At 64.7% G+C, this 16260-nt stretch carries 14 protein-coding genes; 13 read left to right on the plus strand and 1 reads right to left on the minus strand.

Annotated elements, in window-relative coordinates; translation table 11 throughout:
- The first annotated feature begins 74 nt into the window (after nt 1–74).
- The 5 genes from DFO50_RS05595 (at nt 75) to parE (ending at nt 5902) form a co-directional block, all read left to right on the plus strand.
- Complete coding sequence (locus DFO50_RS05595; RefSeq protein WP_112692171.1) at nt 75–2060, plus strand: methyl-accepting chemotaxis protein; 1986 nt, start codon at nt 75–77, stop codon at nt 2058–2060.
- A gap of 107 nt (nt 2061–2167) precedes the next feature.
- Nucleotides 2168–2659, plus strand: a complete 492-nt coding sequence (locus tag DFO50_RS05600; RefSeq protein ID WP_028497577.1) for an RNA pyrophosphohydrolase — start codon at nt 2168–2170, stop codon at nt 2657–2659.
- A gap of 81 nt (nt 2660–2740) precedes the next feature.
- On the plus strand, nt 2741–3295 hold the full coding sequence (locus tag DFO50_RS05605) for a thioredoxin family protein (protein WP_028497576.1): 555 nt from the start codon (nt 2741–2743) through the stop codon (nt 3293–3295).
- 16 nt (nt 3296–3311) lie between these two features.
- Nucleotides 3312–3932, plus strand: a complete 621-nt coding sequence (locus tag DFO50_RS05610) for a DUF2238 domain-containing protein (protein ID WP_112692172.1) — start codon at nt 3312–3314, stop codon at nt 3930–3932.
- Nucleotides 3932–5902 carry a DNA topoisomerase IV subunit B gene (gene parE / locus DFO50_RS05615; RefSeq protein ID WP_028497575.1) on the plus strand — a complete coding sequence of 657 codons (1971 nt, stop codon included), beginning with the start codon at nt 3932–3934 and terminating at the stop codon, nt 5900–5902. Before DFO50_RS05610 ends, parE begins: the two co-directional genes overlap by 1 nt.
- A gap of 101 nt (nt 5903–6003) precedes the next feature.
- Here the strand turns inward: parE and cysB are convergent, their stop codons facing one another.
- Nucleotides 6004–6939, minus strand: a complete 936-nt coding sequence (cysB, locus tag DFO50_RS05620) for an HTH-type transcriptional regulator CysB (RefSeq protein WP_028497574.1) — start codon at nt 6937–6939, stop codon at nt 6004–6006.
- Between the two features lie 144 nt (nt 6940–7083).
- On the opposite strand from cysB, the gene DFO50_RS05625 reads away from it, so the two are divergent.
- The 8 genes from DFO50_RS05625 to ispH all read left to right on the plus strand — a co-directional run bounded on the left by DFO50_RS05625 (nt 7084) and on the right by ispH (nt 16247).
- Nucleotides 7084–7782: a phosphoadenylyl-sulfate reductase gene (locus DFO50_RS05625; protein ID WP_112692173.1), complete on the plus strand. Its 699-nt coding sequence runs from the start codon at nt 7084–7086 to the stop codon at nt 7780–7782.
- Between the two features lie 61 nt (nt 7783–7843).
- Nucleotides 7844–9514: a nitrite/sulfite reductase gene (locus DFO50_RS05630; RefSeq protein WP_028497572.1), complete on the plus strand. Its 1671-nt coding sequence runs from the start codon at nt 7844–7846 to the stop codon at nt 9512–9514.
- The gene (locus tag DFO50_RS05635) at nt 9489–9995 is read left to right on the plus strand and encodes a DUF934 domain-containing protein (RefSeq protein ID WP_028497571.1); all 507 of its coding nucleotides are present in this window, start codon (nt 9489–9491) and stop codon (nt 9993–9995) included. The genes DFO50_RS05630 and DFO50_RS05635 overlap by 26 nt, the downstream gene beginning before the upstream one ends.
- Before the next feature lie 197 nt (nt 9996–10192).
- Nucleotides 10193–10849 (plus strand): OmpA family protein, encoded by a 657-nt coding sequence (locus DFO50_RS05640; RefSeq protein WP_028497570.1) that lies wholly within the window; start codon nt 10193–10195, stop codon nt 10847–10849.
- A gap of 201 nt (nt 10850–11050) precedes the next feature.
- On the plus strand, nt 11051–11971 hold the full coding sequence (locus DFO50_RS05645) for a bifunctional riboflavin kinase/FAD synthetase (RefSeq protein WP_112692174.1): 921 nt from the start codon (nt 11051–11053) through the stop codon (nt 11969–11971).
- 16 nt (nt 11972–11987) lie between these two features.
- Nucleotides 11988–14852 carry an isoleucine--tRNA ligase gene (gene ileS / locus DFO50_RS05650; protein WP_112692175.1) on the plus strand — a complete coding sequence of 955 codons (2865 nt, stop codon included), beginning with the start codon at nt 11988–11990 and terminating at the stop codon, nt 14850–14852.
- On the plus strand, nt 14845–15318 hold the full coding sequence (lspA, locus tag DFO50_RS05655) for a signal peptidase II (RefSeq protein WP_199489750.1): 474 nt from the start codon (nt 14845–14847) through the stop codon (nt 15316–15318). The genes ileS and lspA overlap by 8 nt, the downstream gene beginning before the upstream one ends.
- Entirely contained in the window at nt 15315–16247 is a 933-nt protein-coding gene (gene ispH, locus DFO50_RS05660; RefSeq protein WP_028497566.1) for a 4-hydroxy-3-methylbut-2-enyl diphosphate reductase, read from the plus strand. The genes lspA and ispH overlap by 4 nt, the downstream gene beginning before the upstream one ends.
- The last annotated feature ends 13 nt before the right edge of the window (nt 16248–16260 follow it).

Here is a 16260-nt window from a genome sequence, read left to right on the forward strand (position 1 = left end):
CAGGGCAGTCCGAAGCAGCATGACCGATCCGGCACCGCCCGACTGCCGTCTCCGGCTCCGTCAGAGAATCCGCCATGCCCGACTTGTCCATTCGCACTCGTCTGTCCCTGCTGATCGCCGTGCCGCTGCTTGCACTGACCGGCTATGCCGGATACGACGCAAACAGAAGCTGGAACACCATCGAGGAGATGGCGTCGACATCGGCGCTGATCGCTTTCTCGACCGCCTCCGGTGACCTGGTTCATGCCCTGCAGGCCGAACGCGGCCGCTCGATCGGCTTCCTGAACGGCGACCCTGACCGCAAGCCGGTCGACGCGACCCGTGAGGACAGCGATCGCGCCAACGCCAACCTGCTCGATTTCATCCAGAATCGCCCGCTGCCGATTGCCATACAATCGAATATCGCACCGCTGAAAGCCAAGCTCGGCGAACTGGCCGCGCTGCGCGCCAGACTCGACGCGCGCCAGCTGCAGCCGGCCCAGGCGCTGGCGGCCTATACCAGCCTGATCGACGAGCTGTTCGCCTTTGTCGGCACACTGGAACATGCCACCCGCGACCCGGAGCTGTCCCGTGACACCACCGCGCTGCTCGGCCTGATGTGCCAGAAGGAATTCGCCGGCCGCGAACGCGCCACGCTGAACGGCGCACTGTCTGCCGGCCAGCTCGACACTGCCGCCCGCGACCGCATCATCGGCGGCATGGGCCAGCAGGCGGCCTGTGAGAAGCAGTTCGAGCGCGCTGCCGCGCCGGAAATGAGCGAGGTGTACAAGATCATCCAGGGCACGCCGGAATACCAGGGCGGGCAGAAGATGCGTGATTCACTGATCGTGCCGGGCGAAATCGCCGCCGTCGGCGTCAAGCCTGCCGACTGGTTCAAGGCCTCGACACTGCATATCGACGCGATCAAGGGCATGCAGGACACGCTGAGCCTGACCATGCAGGCCAAGGCCGACAGCCACCTGGCCGACGCCCGCCGCTCGCTGGCCATCACGGGCGGCATTACCGCGCTGCTGCTGGCCATCGTCATCGTCATGTCGCTGATGACGCTGCGCAGCATCCTCAAGCCGATCAACCAGCTGCGCCAGTTGATGGACGACATGGCCCGTTCGCTGAACCTGTCGCTGCGCACCGGCATGAAGGGCAAGAACGAAATCGCCGCCATGGCCGGCAGCTTCGACCGTCTGGCCGCCACCTTCGAGCAATCGCTGAGCGAAGTCGGTGACAACGCGGCCACACTGGCCACCGCCGCGCGCCAGCTTACCGCCATCAGCGCCCAGGCCTCCGAGGCCAGCAGCGCCCAGACCGAATCGTCGAACCGCATTGCCGATGCCGGCGAGGAAATGAGCCAGGGCATTGCCGAGGTCGTGCGCCATGCGCATGCCAGTCGCGACAATGCCGATGCCTCGCGCCGCCTGGCCGACGAGGGGGTCGAGCACATGAATGCCACCACCGCCGAAATTCGCCAGCTGGCCAGCCAGGTCAACGATGCCACCCAGCGCATCGAGGGCCTGCATGCCCGCTCGCAGGAAATCAGCCGCATTATCGTGACCATCCGTGAAATCGCCGACCAGACCAATCTGCTGGCGCTGAACGCGGCCATCGAAGCCGCGCGGGCCGGCGAGCAGGGCCGCGGCTTTGCCGTGGTGGCCGACGAAGTGCGCAAGCTGGCGGAACGCTCGAGCCTGGCCACGGTCGAAATTTCCACCCTGATCGGCGCCATTCGCACCGACACCGATGATGTCGCCGGGCAGATGAACGAGGCCAGCCAGCGCATGCACGACGGGCTGACCCTGCTCGACACCGTGCAGCAGACGCTGGGCCGCATCCGTGCCAGCGCCGAGGGCACGCTGGACAAGACCAGCGAGATCAGCAAGTCGATGCAGGAGCAGGAAGTGTCCAGCGACGCCGTGGCCCAGGGCATCGTCACCATTGCCGGCCAGATTGCGCAGACCGGCCAGCTGGTCAACGAAACAGCCGAGGTCGCCGGGGCGCTGGACGTGACCGCCGACCGCCTGATCGGGCTGGTCGGACGCTTCCGCCACGGCCAAATACAGGCTTGACAAAACGCCCCGCCGGTCTTTCCGCCGTTTAATCGTTCAGGCGCGTTGCTCCGGGCGGGGCTCTGTGAAAAAATCGACTCAATTCAACGGATTTTGGTTTTCTCACTATGCTGGACCGGGACGGCTATCGCCCCAACGTGGGAATTATCCTCTGTAACGCGAAAAATCAGGTGTTCTGGGGCAAGCGGGTGCGCGAGCACTCGTGGCAGTTTCCACAAGGGGGTATCAAACCGGGCGAAAGCCCGGAAGCGGCCATGTACCGCGAACTGATGGAAGAAGTGGGCTTGTCCCCTCATCACGTGAAGATCCTCGGTCGCACCCGCGACTGGATGCGTTATGAGGTACCGCCCAACTGGGTCCGTCGGGAATGGCGAGGCAGTTACAAGGGACAGAAACAGATCTGGTTCCTGCTGCGCCTGACCGGACGTGACTCCGACGTCTGTTTGCGGGCATCGAGCCATCCTGAGTTCGATGGCTGGCGCTGGAGCGACTACTGGTCGCCCATCGACAGCGTGATCGACTTCAAACGCGGCGTGTACGAATCGGCGCTGACCGAGCTCGCCCGTCTGTTGCGCGGGCTGGACGCCCGCCAGTCGTAGCGCCCTGCCCCCCGGCTTCCGGGAGGTTTATCGACCCGCCCGGCGTGGCGGTGCCGCGCCGATTGCGAAAAGGAGCTGTGCATGGCCCTGACCCCTTCTTCCATGCTGCCGCTCGGCTACCCGCTGCCGGCGTTCGAGCTGCCGGACGGCACCGGCCGCCGCTACCGCAGCGAGCAGCTTGCCGGTCCGGCCGGCCTGCTGGTCATTTTCATCTGCAACCATTGCCCTTATGTGAAGCACATCGACCCGGTGCTCGCCCCGCTGGGCGCGGTACTGGCGGCACAGGGTATCGGCATGGTCGCCATCTCCAGCAACGACGTGGTCGCCTATCCGGACGACGCGCCGGCGCGCATGGCGGAGACCGCGCACCTGCTCGGCTACACCTTTCCGTACCTGTATGACGAAGACCAGTCGGTTGCCCACGCCTTCCATGCCGCCTGCACCCCGGACCCGTACCTGTTCGATGCCGGCGGCCACCTGGTCTGGCGCGGCCAGCTCGATGCCAGCCGGCCCGGCAATGGCATTGCGGACGCCGCCGACCTCAGGCGCGCCGTCACCGCCATGCTGGCCGGCCAGCCGCCGCTGACCGAACAGAAGCCCAGCATCGGCTGCGGCATCAAGTGGCGCAAAGCCTGACCCTTTCCGGACATCCATGCTGAATACACCCCGCCCCCCGTACGGGCTGGCCGCGCTGGTCGCCGTTGTGGCGACCTGGTCGGCCATCCTGCCGTTCGACCGCCCGACCTGGTGGCTGGAAGTCGCGCCGGTACTGCTGGCCGCGCCGCTGATCGCCCTGAGCTGGCGCCGCTTCCCGCTGACGCCGCTGCTGTGCGCCGCCGTGGCGCTGCACATGATCCTGCTGTTGTATGGCGGCCACTACACCTATGCCGAGACGCCGTTCGGCAACTGGCTGCGCGAGCAGCTCGGTACCGAACGCAATCCGTTCGACCGCCTCGGCCACCTGGCGCAGGGCTTCGTGCCGGCACTGGCGGTCCGCGAGATCCTGCTCCGCCGCTCGCCGCTGCACGCCGGCAAATGGCTGACCTTCATCACCCTGTCGATCTGCCTGGCCATCAGTGCCGCCTACGAACTGTTAGAATTCGCGGCGGCGATGGCCATCGGCCAGGGCGCCGACGAATTCCTCGCCACCCAGGGCGATCCGTGGGATACACAGTGGGACATGCTGTGCGCGCTGATCGGCGCGACGCTGTCACTGCTGTTGCTGTCACCACTCCACAATCACCAGATCGCGAAACTCCGTAGATTTTCCTGATGAGTCAGACTTACGACGAAAGTGCCGTCCGTGTCCTGAAGGGCCTCGAGCCCGTCAAGGAACGGCCGGGCATGTACACCCGCACCACCGACCCCACCCATATCTGCCAGGAAGTCGTCGACAACGCGGCGGACGAGGCACTGGGCGGCTATGCGCGCAAGATTGCCGTCACCGTACACACGGACGGCTCGCTGTCGGTCGAGGATGACGGCCGTGGCATTCCGGTCGGCCTGCATCCGGCCGAACACATTCCGGTAGTCGAGCTGGTGTTCACCCAGCTGCACGCCGGCGGCAAGTTCGACAAGACGGCCGGCGGCGCCTATGCGTTCTCCGGCGGCCTGCACGGTGTCGGCGTCTCGGTCACCAATGCGCTGTCGACCCGGCTGGAAGTCGAGGTCAAGCGCGACGGCGCGGTATGGCGCATCGTGTTCTCCGGCGGCGACGTCATCGAACCGCTGACGCAGATCGGTGAATGCGGTGCCCGGACCTCCGGCACCAGCGTCCGCGTCTGGCCGGACCCGAAATACTTCGAGAGCCCGCGCTACTCGATGACCGAGCTCGAACGCCTGCTGCGCGCCAAGGCGGTGTTGCTGCCCGGCGTGGCCGTGACGCTGACGATCGAAAAGGCCGACGGCAGCAGCGACACCCGTACCTGGCGCTATCCGGACGGACTGAAAAGCTATCTGGACGAGCTGTGCAACAGCGACGCGCCGCTGGCGCCGCCGTTCGCCGCCGAACACTATGCCGGCCCCGATCACGACACCTTTGCCGAGGGCGAAGGTGCGGCATGGGCCTTTGCCTGGTTCGAGGAAGGCACCGGCGGCGGCGAAAGCTACGTCAACCTGATCCCGACCGCCTCCGGCGGCACCCACGAGGCGGGGCTGCGCACCGGCGTGTTCGAGGCAATGAAAGCCTTCGTCGAGCACCATGGCCTGATGCCGCGCGGCGTGAAGCTGCTGGCGGAAGACGTATGGAGCCGCGCCCGCTATGTGCTGTCGGCCCGCGTGCTTGACCCGCAGTTCCAGGGCCAGACCAAGGAAAAGCTCAACAACCGCGATGCGCTGAAGCTGGTCTCGGCCATGGTGCGCGACCCGTTCGAGCACTGGCTGAACACCCATGTCGACGACGGCAAGAAAATCGCCGAGCTGGCCATTCGCCAGGCGCAGCACCGGCTGAAGTCCACGCGCAAGGTCGAAAAGAAAAAGGGCTCCGGCGTCGCCGTGCTGCCCGGCAAGCTGACCGACTGCGAGAGCGAGGACATCGAGCGCAACGAACTGTTCCTGGTCGAGGGCGACTCGGCCGGCGGTTCGGCCAAGCTGGCGCGCGACAAGGAAACCCAGGCCATCCTGCCGCTGCGCGGCAAGGTGCTGAACAGCTGGGAAACCGACCGCGACCAGCTGTTCGGCAATGCCGAAATTCATGATATCTCGGTGGCGATCGGCGTCGATCCGCATGGTGACGGCGATGCGCCGGACCTGTCCGGCCTGCGCTACGGCAAGATCGCCATCCTGTCGGATGCCGACGTCGACGGCTCCCACATCCAGGTGCTGCTGCTGACGCTGTTCTATCGCCATTTCCCGAAGCTGGTCGAACACGGCCATATCTACGTGGCACAGCCGCCGCTGTTCCGCGTCGACGTTCCCGGCCAGGGCAAGACCCGTCCGCCGCGCAAGTTCTACGCGCTGGACGAGGCGGAAATGGACGGCATCGTCGACCGGCTGCGCGCCGAGCAGGTGCGCGAAGGCAGCTGGTCGGTCAGCCGCTTCAAGGGCCTGGGCGAGATGAACCCGGAGCAGTTGCGCGACACCACCATGAATCCGGACACCCGCCGGCTGCTGCCGGTGCAGATCCGCACCGACGCCCACGACGACACCCGCAGGATGTTCTCGATGCTGATGGGCAAGGGCGAGGCCAGCAGTCGCCGCACCTGGATGGAAGCGCACGGCAACGAAGTCGAGACCGATATCTAGACTGCCGGTCACTGCGGGCGGCATGGCGCCGGTTTGCAGACAAACAGAAGGGAGCCCTGGGGCTCCCTTCTGTTTTTGCCGCTTTGGCCTTCCGGTCCGGACTATTCGTCGTCGCCGCCGCGCATGCTGCGGTCAACTACCTGACGGGTCAGGTGCGGGGCGAACAGTTCGATGAAGTGGTAGGCGAAGCCGCGCAGGTACGCATCGCGGCGGATGCCGATCCGGGTGGTCGACGGCAGGAACAGGTGCTCGGCATGCACGAAGCCGAGCTGGGTGTCGCGCTCCGGCTCGAATGCCATGGTGGCGATGATGCCGACCCCGAGTCCCAGCCCGACATAGGTCTTGATCACGTCGGTGTCGATGGCGGTCAGCACGATGTTCGGTTCGATGCCGGACAGTTCGAAGGCACGGTTGATATTGTTGCGGCCGGCAAACGCGTAGTCGTAGGTCACGATCGGCCACGCGGCGATGTCCGCCAGCGTCAGCGGATGGTCGAGCGACAGGATCGGATGGCCGAGCGGCGCCACCACACTGCGGTTCCACTGGTAGCAGTCGAGTGCGGTCAGTTCGGAGAACTGGTCGATGCTTTCGGTCGCCACGGCAAAATCGGCCTCGCCAGCCACGACCATTTCGCAGATCTGGATCGGATTGCCCTGCTTGATGCGCAGCGAGACCTTCGGATAGCGCTTCAGAAACGCCTGCACCGCGGTCGGCAGCGCATAGCGTGCCTGGGTGTGCGTGGTGGCGATGGTCAGTTCGCCCTCTTCCTCGCGGGCGAACTCGTCGCCGACCCGCTTCAGGTTCTGCGCTTCGCGCAGGATGCGGCCGGCGATATCCAATACCTGCTGACCCGGTTCGCTGACCGCCACCACCCGCTTGCCGTTGCGGATAAACACCTGAATGCCCAGTTCGTCTTCCAGCAGGCGAATCTGCTTGGAAATCCCGGGCTGCGACGTGTGGAGCTTCTCCGCCGCCTCGGACACATTCAGGCCCTGCTTGGCGACCTCCACCAGATAACGCAACTGCTGCAGCTTCATTCTGCTCCCCTGCCGGGCGGCCCCCTGTCGTCTGGCCGCCGGTTTCTAAATAACCCTGAACGCTTAAACTCTAACACAATCTTCTTTTGGTGTTCTAAAGCCGTCTGGGTACGATACGGCCTCAGCCAGTAACAGGAGAATGCAGTGGAACTCGACGCCAAAGTCGCGGCCGCGCGCGCGCTACTCGCCGGAATCGCCAGCGGGCATGCCCCGGCAGTGTTCACGACGAGCTTCGGCGCCGAGGACATGGTCATCACCGACCTTATCGCCGACGGGAATATCGATATCGATATCGTCAGCATTGATACCGGTCGCCTGCCGGCAGAGACTTATGAACTGATGACGCGAACGGCCAGCCGCTATCCGCAGCAGCGCATCGACGTGCTGTTTCCCGATCATCAGGGCGTGGAAGCCTTTGTCGCACAACACGGCATCAATGGTTTCTACGACAGCGTCGACGCGCGCAAGGCCTGCTGCGCGGCACGCAAGCTCGAACCGCTGCGCCGCGCACTGGCCGGCCGCAATGCCTGGGTGACCGGCCTGCGCCGTGCCCAGTCGGTGACCCGCGAAGGGCTGGGCGAAAGCGAATACGACGAACAGTACCGGCTGACCAAATTCAACCCGCTGCTCGAATGGAGCGAACGCGACGTCTGGGATTACCTCCGCGCCCGCGACGTGCCCTACAACACCCTGCACGACCAGCACTATCCGTCCATCGGCTGCGCCCCCTGTACGCGGGCCATCGCCGTCGGCGAAGACGTGCGCGCCGGCCGGTGGTGGTGGGAGAATCCCGAAAACAAGGAGTGCGGCCTGCACGTCCATATGCTGAAACCCGCTGCCTGAGTGGCGTTTCCCGATCCGCCCGACCGCCTTTGCGCGTGTCATCAATGCCTGCAATCGAGCCATGTACCAGTACGACGACTTTGACCGCCGCATCGTACGCGAGCGCGTCGACCAGTTCCGCGACCAGACCCGACGCTTTCTCGCCGGCGAACTGTCCGAGGATGACTATCGACCGCTTCGCCTGCAGAACGGCCTGTATATCCAGCGCCATGCGCCCATGCTGCGCATCGCCATTCCCTACGGCACCCTGTCCAGCGTCCAGCTGCGGGCGCTGGCCGCCATTGCCCGCGAGTTCGACCAGGGCTGGGGCCACTTCACCACCCGCCAGAACCTGCAACTGAACTGGCCGAAACTGGAAACCGTGCCGGACATCCTCGACCGGCTGGCCGACGTCGACATGCACGCCATCCAGACCTCGGGCAACTGCATCCGCAATACCACCACCGACCACTTCGCCGGCGTCGCCGCCGACGAGCTGTTCGACCCGCGCCCGTACTGTGAACTGATTCGTCAGTGGTCGACGCTGCACCCCGAGTTCGCCTACCTGCCGCGCAAGTTCAAGATCGCCGTCAACGGTTCGGCCACCGAGGACCGCGCCGCGAGCTGGTTCCACGATGTCGGCCTGTGTGCGCAGCGCAACGAGGCCGGCGAGATCGGCTTCAAGGTCATGGTCGGCGGCGGCCTCGGCCGCACGCCGATCATCGGCAGCGTCATCCGCGACTTCCTGCCGCCGGAACACCTGCTGACCTATCTCGACGCCATCCTGCGCGTCTACAACCGCTATGGCCGGCGCGACAACAAGTACAAGGCGCGCATCAAGATCCTGGTCAAGGCAATGACGCCGGAAGCCTTCGCCGCACGGGTCGAGGACGAGTGGCGTCATCTGAAGGATGGCGTCGGCACCGTCAGCGCCGACACCATCGCCATGCTGACCCGCCACTTCGCGCCGCCGGCTTACGACACGCTGGAAACACCGGATGCCGGCTTCGCCGCGCAGCGCCGCGACGACCGTGCTTTCGCCCGCTGGCTGGAACGCAACACCCTGGACCACCAGGTGCCCGGCTACCGCGCCGTCACCCTGTCGCTGAAACCGCACGGGCTGCCGCCCGGCGACATCAGCTCGGAACAGATGGAAGCCGCCGCCGGCTGGGCCGACCGCTTCGGCTACGGTGAAGTCCGCGTCAGCCACAACCAGAACCTGATCCTGCCGGACGTGCGCGAGCGCGACCTGTACACGCTGTGGCAACTGGCGCGGGAGCAGCGGCTGGCAACGCCGAACATCGGCCTGCTGACCGACGCGATCTGCTGCCCGGGCGGCGACTACTGTTCCCTGGCCAACGCCAAGTCGATCCCGGTCATTGCCGCCATCGCCGAGCGCTTCGACAACCTCGACTACCTGGAAGACCTCGGCGACCTCGAACTGAACCTGTCCGGCTGCATGAATGCCTGTGGTCACCACCATATCGGCCATATCGGCATTCTCGGCGTCGACAAGAACGGGGAGGAGTGGTACCAGGTCACGCTGGGCGGCGACGCCGGCCGCAGTGCATCGCTGGGCAAGGTCATCGGTCCGTCGTTCGCGCGTGCCGACATGCCGGACGTCATCGAAAAGCTGCTGCATACCTATATCGAACACCGTGCTGCCGGTGAGCGCTTTATCGACACCCTGCGCCGCATCGGCGCGGAACCGTTCAAGGAACGCGTATATGCCAAAGCTGATCAGACTCACTGATGCCGGCGCGGTCATCGGCAACGATGACTGGACCCTGCTGCGCGATCCGGAAACGGAGGCGCTGCCGGCGTCCGGCGACGTGATCGTGCCACTGGCCCTGTGGCAGACCCGGCGCGAGGCGCTGGAAAAACATGCCGGCCGGGTTGGCGTGTGGCTTGCGGCCGATCAGGAGCCGGCCGAAATGGGGGCGGATGTTGCAAATTTGCCACTAATTGCCATCGATTTTCCGCAATTTGCCGACGGAAGAGGCTATAGCAGCGCAAAGTTGTTGCGAGAAAGATACAATTACAGACAGGAGTTGCGTGCAATCGGTGACGTACAACGCGACCAGCTATATTACCTTTCGCAAGTTGGATTTAATGCGTTTGCCATTAGATCCGACCGAAATCCGGAAAGTGAAATCGCTGGTCTGTCCGACTTTTCCACCAGCTATCGCAGCAGGGGTTGGGGAGGACGACGTGTTCAAGGGTCTGACGCATGATTTGTGGTACCGTAGCGCCGCTGGTTCACGGCCATGCACGCGTCAAGACCGTTGGCGTACGCTTAATTGACAGCGCCTCGGGCAGAAATCTATATTAGCGATGCCTGTATCTTCTGGATTGCATAATTTACCGACGCGCGTGAGTGATCCGGTATCGTGCAACTAGCCAAAGTTCCTGACGAAAAAGAGGGTAACCGATGAAAACCACCAACAAAATCAAGCTGGGCGGTCTGATGGGCGCGCTGCTGGTGTCGCTGTTTTCGGCCAACGCCTACGCGACCAAGCCGGGCTACACCGTAGACCAGTCCACCGACGCAGTGACGCGTAACAGCTACAACGAATGCTGGCGCACTTCGTACTTCGACAAGGCCAAGGACGGCCTGGTCGAGTGCGGCGATGCAGCAGCCAAGCAAGCACCGAGCGCCGTCATGGTGCCGGTGAAGGAAAAGATCTCGCTGTCCGCCGAAGTGCTGTTCGACTTCGACAAGGCCACGCTGCGCCAGGATGGCAAGAAGGCCCTGCTGGAAGTGGCCGACAAGATCAAGGCCAAGGGCGCCAAGCTGGTTGGCGTCGAAGTGACGGGCTTCACTGACTACCTGGGTAGCGACAAGTACAACCAGGCGCTGTCCGAACGCCGTGCCAACACCGTCCGCAACGAAATCGTTGCCTACGGCGTGGCCCCGGAAAAAGTGACCGCGGTTGGCAAGGGTGAATCCGAAGCCAAGATGACCCAGGAATGCCAAGCCAAGAAATTCAAGAAGCGTGCCGACCTGAAGGCTTGCCTGGCTCCGGACCGTCGCGTTGATGTGGACATCACCGCCCAGCAAGAAACCCTGCAGGAAAAAACCAAGTAATTGGTTTTCCCCTCAGGTGCAAAACCCCGCGATCTCGCGGGGTTTTTTATTTCTGCCGCCGCGATCAGGCGCTTCATGAGCACGCTCATGCACCACGGCAACCGTCGGTACCCCCATTATCGGCAGCCTGACTGCAGCGTATTCTTTACGCTACCGGCCCCCGCTCGCTACAATCGGTCGTTTAACGGACTCACATTACAGATGCAGGTTCACTTCGGCGGACACCCGGGCGACACATTCCCGCCCTGTGCGTTGACCATCGGCAATTTCGACGGCGTACACCTCGGCCACCAGGCCATCCTTCGCGACCTCCGGCGCGAGGCTGACGCGCGCGGGCTGCCCACCGCCCTGCTGACGTTCGAACCGCATCCGCGCGAATTCTTTTCCCGCAACGACCCGCCGGCACGGCTGGCGACGTTGCGCGACAAACTGGCTTTCCTGCAGGGCACCGGTCTGGTCGACCGGGTCCATGTACAGCGTTTCAACCGCGGTTTTGCCTCGCTGTCGCCGCAGGCATTCATCGACAGCGTGCTGGTCGAGCGGCTCGATACCCGCTTTCTGCTGATCGGCGACGATTTCCGCTTTGGCAGCCGCCGCACCGGTGATTTCTCGCTGCTGGCCGCCGAGCCGCGCTTCACCACCCGGGCGATGCCGACGGTCGAGCTTGACGGTGCACGCGCCTCCAGCACCGCCATCCGCGAAGCGCTCGAAGCCGGTGACATGCCGCTTGCGGCACGCCTGCTTGGCCGGCCGTACCAGTTGTCCGGCCGGGTCGTGCATGGTCGCAAGCTCGGGCGTACGCTCGGCTTCCCGACCGCGAACATCCACCTGCCGCACCGCAAACCGGCGCTGGCCGGTGTCTTTGCCGTCGAGTGCCTGACGCCGGACGGGCAGCGCCATGTCGGCGCCGCCAGCCTCGGCAAGAACCCGACCATCGACGACGCCGGCTGCTACCGGCTGGAAGTCTACCTGCTCGACTATTCGGGCGATCTGTATGGCCAGCGCCTGATCGTCCGCTTTATCCACAAGCTGCGGGACGAGGAGAAGTACGACTCGCTCGACGCGCTGATTGCCCAAATTCATGCGGACGTCGCTGAGACGCGCCGCCTCATGCCCTGTTGATTATCCGGAAAGTCCCATGAGCCTCGATGTGAAAAAAACCGTCAATCTGCTCGACACGCCGTTCCCGATGCGTGGCGATCTCGCCAGGCGCGAACCCGGCTGGCTCAAGCAATGGCAGGCCCAGCAGCGCTACCAGAAGCTGCGCCAGATTGCGGCCGGCCGGCCGAAGTTCATTCTTCATGACGGCCCGCCGTATGCAAACGGCGACATTCACATCGGTCACGCGGTCAACAAGATCCTCAAGGACATCATTGTCCGCTCGAAAACCCAGTCCGGTTTCGATGCCCCGTACGTGCCGGGCTGGGACTGCCACGGCCTGCCGATCGAACACCAGATCGAGAAGCTGACCAAGGGCGACAAGAAGGCCATTGCGGCCGCGCCGACCATCCATGCGCGCATCGTCGAATACCGCAAGCAGCACGGTCTGGAACCGAAGGACGTCCGCCTGCCGGCCGCCTTTACCCGCGAGCTGTGCCGCGAGTACGCCGGTCTGCAGATCGAACGGCAGAAACAGGACTTCATCCGCCTCGGCGTGCTCGGCGACTGGGACAATCCGTACCTGACGATGAACTTCAAGACCGAAGCCGACATCGTCCGCACCCTGGGCCGCATCCACCAGAACGACTTCCTGTTCAAGGGCGAGAAGCCGGTGCACTGGTGCATCGAATGCGGCTCGGCGCTGGCCGAAGCCGAAGTCGAATACGAAGACAAGGATTCGCCGGCCATCGACGTGGCCTTCCGCGTGCTGGACGGCCAGAAGCTGGCAACGGCCTTCGGCCTCGCCGCGCCGGTCGATGATGCCAGCGCCGTGATCTGGACCACCACACCGTGGACGCTGCCGGCCAACCAGGCGGTGTCCGCCCATGCGGAACTGACCTACCAGCTGTTCGATACCGCCCGGGGCAAGCTGATTCTGGTACGCGAACTGGCCGCCGCCGCGCTGAAGCGCTACGGCTGCGAAGACGCGCGCCTGCTCGGCGAGACCGTCGGCGCCAGGCTCGAACACCTGCAGCTCGCCCATCCGTTCCTCGACCGCAGCGTGCCGATGATCCTCGGCGAGCACGTGACCACCGACGCCGGCACCGGCCTGGTCCACACTGCGCCGGCCCATGGCGTGGAAGACTTCCAGGTCGGCCGCCTGTACTCGCTGCCGATCGACAATCCGGTCGGCGATGACGGCCGCTACAAGAAGAGCGCGCCGGTGTTTGCCGGCGACACGGTCTGGGAAGCCAATCCGAAGATCGTTGCCCTGCTGACCGAACGCGGCGCGCTGCTGGCCAGCGAAACCCTGAATCACAGCTATCCGCACTGCTGGCGCCACAAGACGCCGATCATCTTCCGCTCGACCGCCCAGTGGTTCATCGGCATGGAAAAGCACGGTCGCGACGGCCGCACCCTGCGCGACCACGCCAACGAAGCGGTCGAAGCCACCGAGTTCTTCCCGGCCTGGGGCCGTGCCCGCCTCGAATCGATGATCCGCAACCGCCCTGACTGGTGCGTATCGCGCCAGCGCAACTGGGGCGTGCCGATGACCTTCTTCGTGCACAAGGAAACCGGCGAGCTGCACCCGCGCTCGGGCGAACTGCTGGAAGCCGTCGCCAGGCGCATCGAGGAACGCGGCATCGAAGCCTGGTTCAGTCTGGACGCTGCCGAACTGCTCGGTGCCGAGGCCGCCGACTACCGCAAGCTGACCGACACCCTCGACGTCTGGTTCGACTCCGGTTCGACCCACTATGCCGTGCTGCGCCAGCGCCCGGAACTGGCCTGGCCGGCCAATCTGTATCTGGAAGGCTCCGACCAGCATCGCGGCTGGTTCCAGAGCTCGCTGCTGACCGGCTGCGCGACCGAAGGCCGCGCGCCGTACGACCAGTTGCTGACTCACGGCTTCGTCGTCGACGGCGAAGGCCGCAAGATGTCGAAGTCCAAGGGCAATGTGGTCGCTCCGCAACAGATCAACGACAGCCTTGGTGCCGACATCCTGCGCCTGTGGGTCGCATCGACCGACTACTCGGGCGAACTGGCAATCTCGGACAAGATCCTCAAGGGCACCACCGACAGCTATCGCCGCCTGCGCAACACGCTGCGCTTCCTGCTGGCCAACCTGTCGGACTTCGACCCGGCCCGCGACGCACTGCCGGTGGCGGAACTGGTCGAGATCGACCGCTACGCGCTGGTGCTTGCCGGCCGCCTGCATGACGAGATCACCGGTCAGCACTACCCGCGCTATGCGTTCCACAATGCGATGCAGCGCATCGTCGGCTATTGCTCGGACGAGCTTGGCGCGTTCTGGCTCGATATCCTCAAGGACCGGCTGTACACCACCCCGGCCGGCTCCGCCGCCCGCCGCTCGGCGCAGACCGCACTGTGGCACGTCACCCGCAGCCTGCTCGGCCTGCTGTCGCCGGTGCTGTGCTTTACCGCGGACGAAGCCTGGCATGTGCTGAACGGCGACAGCGACGACAGTCCGCTGTTCCACCTGTGGCACGAGGTACCGGCCGTCGACGACGCCGAAGCGCTGGCCGCCCGCTGGGATGCCATCCGTCCGCTGCGCGCGGCGGTCAACAAGGAAATCGAAGCCCGTCGCGAAGCCGGCGAAATCGGCGCCTCGCTGCAGGCCGAAGTCGATATCGTGGCTGATGCCGAGCTGTACCCGGCACTGGCCGCGCTCGGCGACGAACTGAAGTTCGTGCTGATCGTGTCCCGCGTCGGCCTGAGCCAGGGCGAGACGACCGCGATCACGGTCGCGTCGTCCGCCTATCGCAAATGCGAGCGCTGCTGGCATTACCTGCCGAGCGTCGGCGAGCATGCCGAACACCCGACCCTGTGCGCGCGCTGCGTGGACAATGTGTTCGGCCACGGCGAGACCCGCGCCCATGCGTAAGGCCGCGGGATGGTTCGGCCTGGCGCTGGTGGTGATCGTGCTCGATCAGCTGACCAAGCTGTATTTCAACGGCAGCTACCAGTACGGAGAGGTGCGTCCGGTCATTGACGGGCTGTTCAACTTCGTCCTGGTCTACAACCCGGGAGCGGCGTTCAACTTCCTCGCCGATGCCGGCGGCTGGCAGCGCCATTTCTTCACCGTGCTGGCGCTGGCGGTGGCCGGCTGGCTTGGCTGGCAGATCTGCCGCGCCCGGCAAAGCACGCTGATGAACCTGGCGGCGGCGCTGATTATCGGTGGCGCGCTCGGCAACCTGGTCGACCGCGTCATCCATGGTCATGTGATCGACTTCATCCAGGTCTACTGGCGCACCTTCTACTGGCCGGCATTCAATATCGCCGACAGTGCGATCTGCGTCGGCGCGGTGCTGATGGTGATCGACGGTTTCCGCAAGGAGCGCAACGGATGAGACATATTGTGCTGGCCAACCCGCGCGGCTTCTGCGCCGGGGTCGATCGTGCGATCGCCATCGTCGAGCGCGCGCTGGAAAAGTACGGCGCGCCGATCTATGTCCGCCACGAAGTGGTGCACAACACCTTCGTCGTCGAGGGTCTGAAGGCGAAGGGGGCGATCTTCATCGAGGATCTGGCCGATGTGCCGGCAGGCCACACGCTGATCTACTCGGCGCATGGCGTGCCGCTGTCGGTGCGCGAGGAGGCCGCCCGGCGCGGCCTCAACGTCTACGACGCAACCTGTCCGCTGGTGACCAAGGTCCATGTCGAAGTGCGCAAGATGAACGAGCTCGGCCACGAGATCGTCATGATCGGCCACAAGGGGCACCCGGAAGTCGAAGGCACGATGGGCCAGGCGGCCAGCGACAATATGTATCTGGTCGAAACGGTGGATGACGTTGCCCGGCTGGAAGTCCGCGATCCGGAACAGCTGGCCTATGTCAGCCAGACCACGCTGTCGGTCGACGAGACACGCGACATCATTGCCGCCCTGCGCGCCCGCTTCCCGGCCATCCACGGGCCGAAGAAGGACGATATCTGCTACGCGACGCAGAACCGGCAGGATGCGGTCAAGCAGCTGGCTGACGAGTGCGACCTGGTGATCGTGGTCGGTTCGCCGACCAGCTCGAACTCGAACCGTCTGCGGGAAGTCGCCGCCGGTCGTGGCATCGAATCGTACATGGTCGACAATGCCGGCGAGCTGAAGCGCGAATGGTTCGACGGCAAGCGCCGGGTCGGGCTGACCGCAGGCGCCTCGGCACCGGAAGTGCTGGTGCAGTCGGTCGTGACCACCATTCTCGGCTATGGTGTCGACGGGGTGGACGAGTTGTCCGGCGTCGAGGAAAACACGATTTTCTCGTTGCCGGCCGGACTTCGCGACGCCTGACCCCACCGAAAGG

The organism is Microvirgula sp. AG722, assembly GCF_003269145.1.
GTDB lineage: Bacteria > Pseudomonadota > Gammaproteobacteria > Burkholderiales > Aquaspirillaceae > Microvirgula > Microvirgula aerodenitrificans.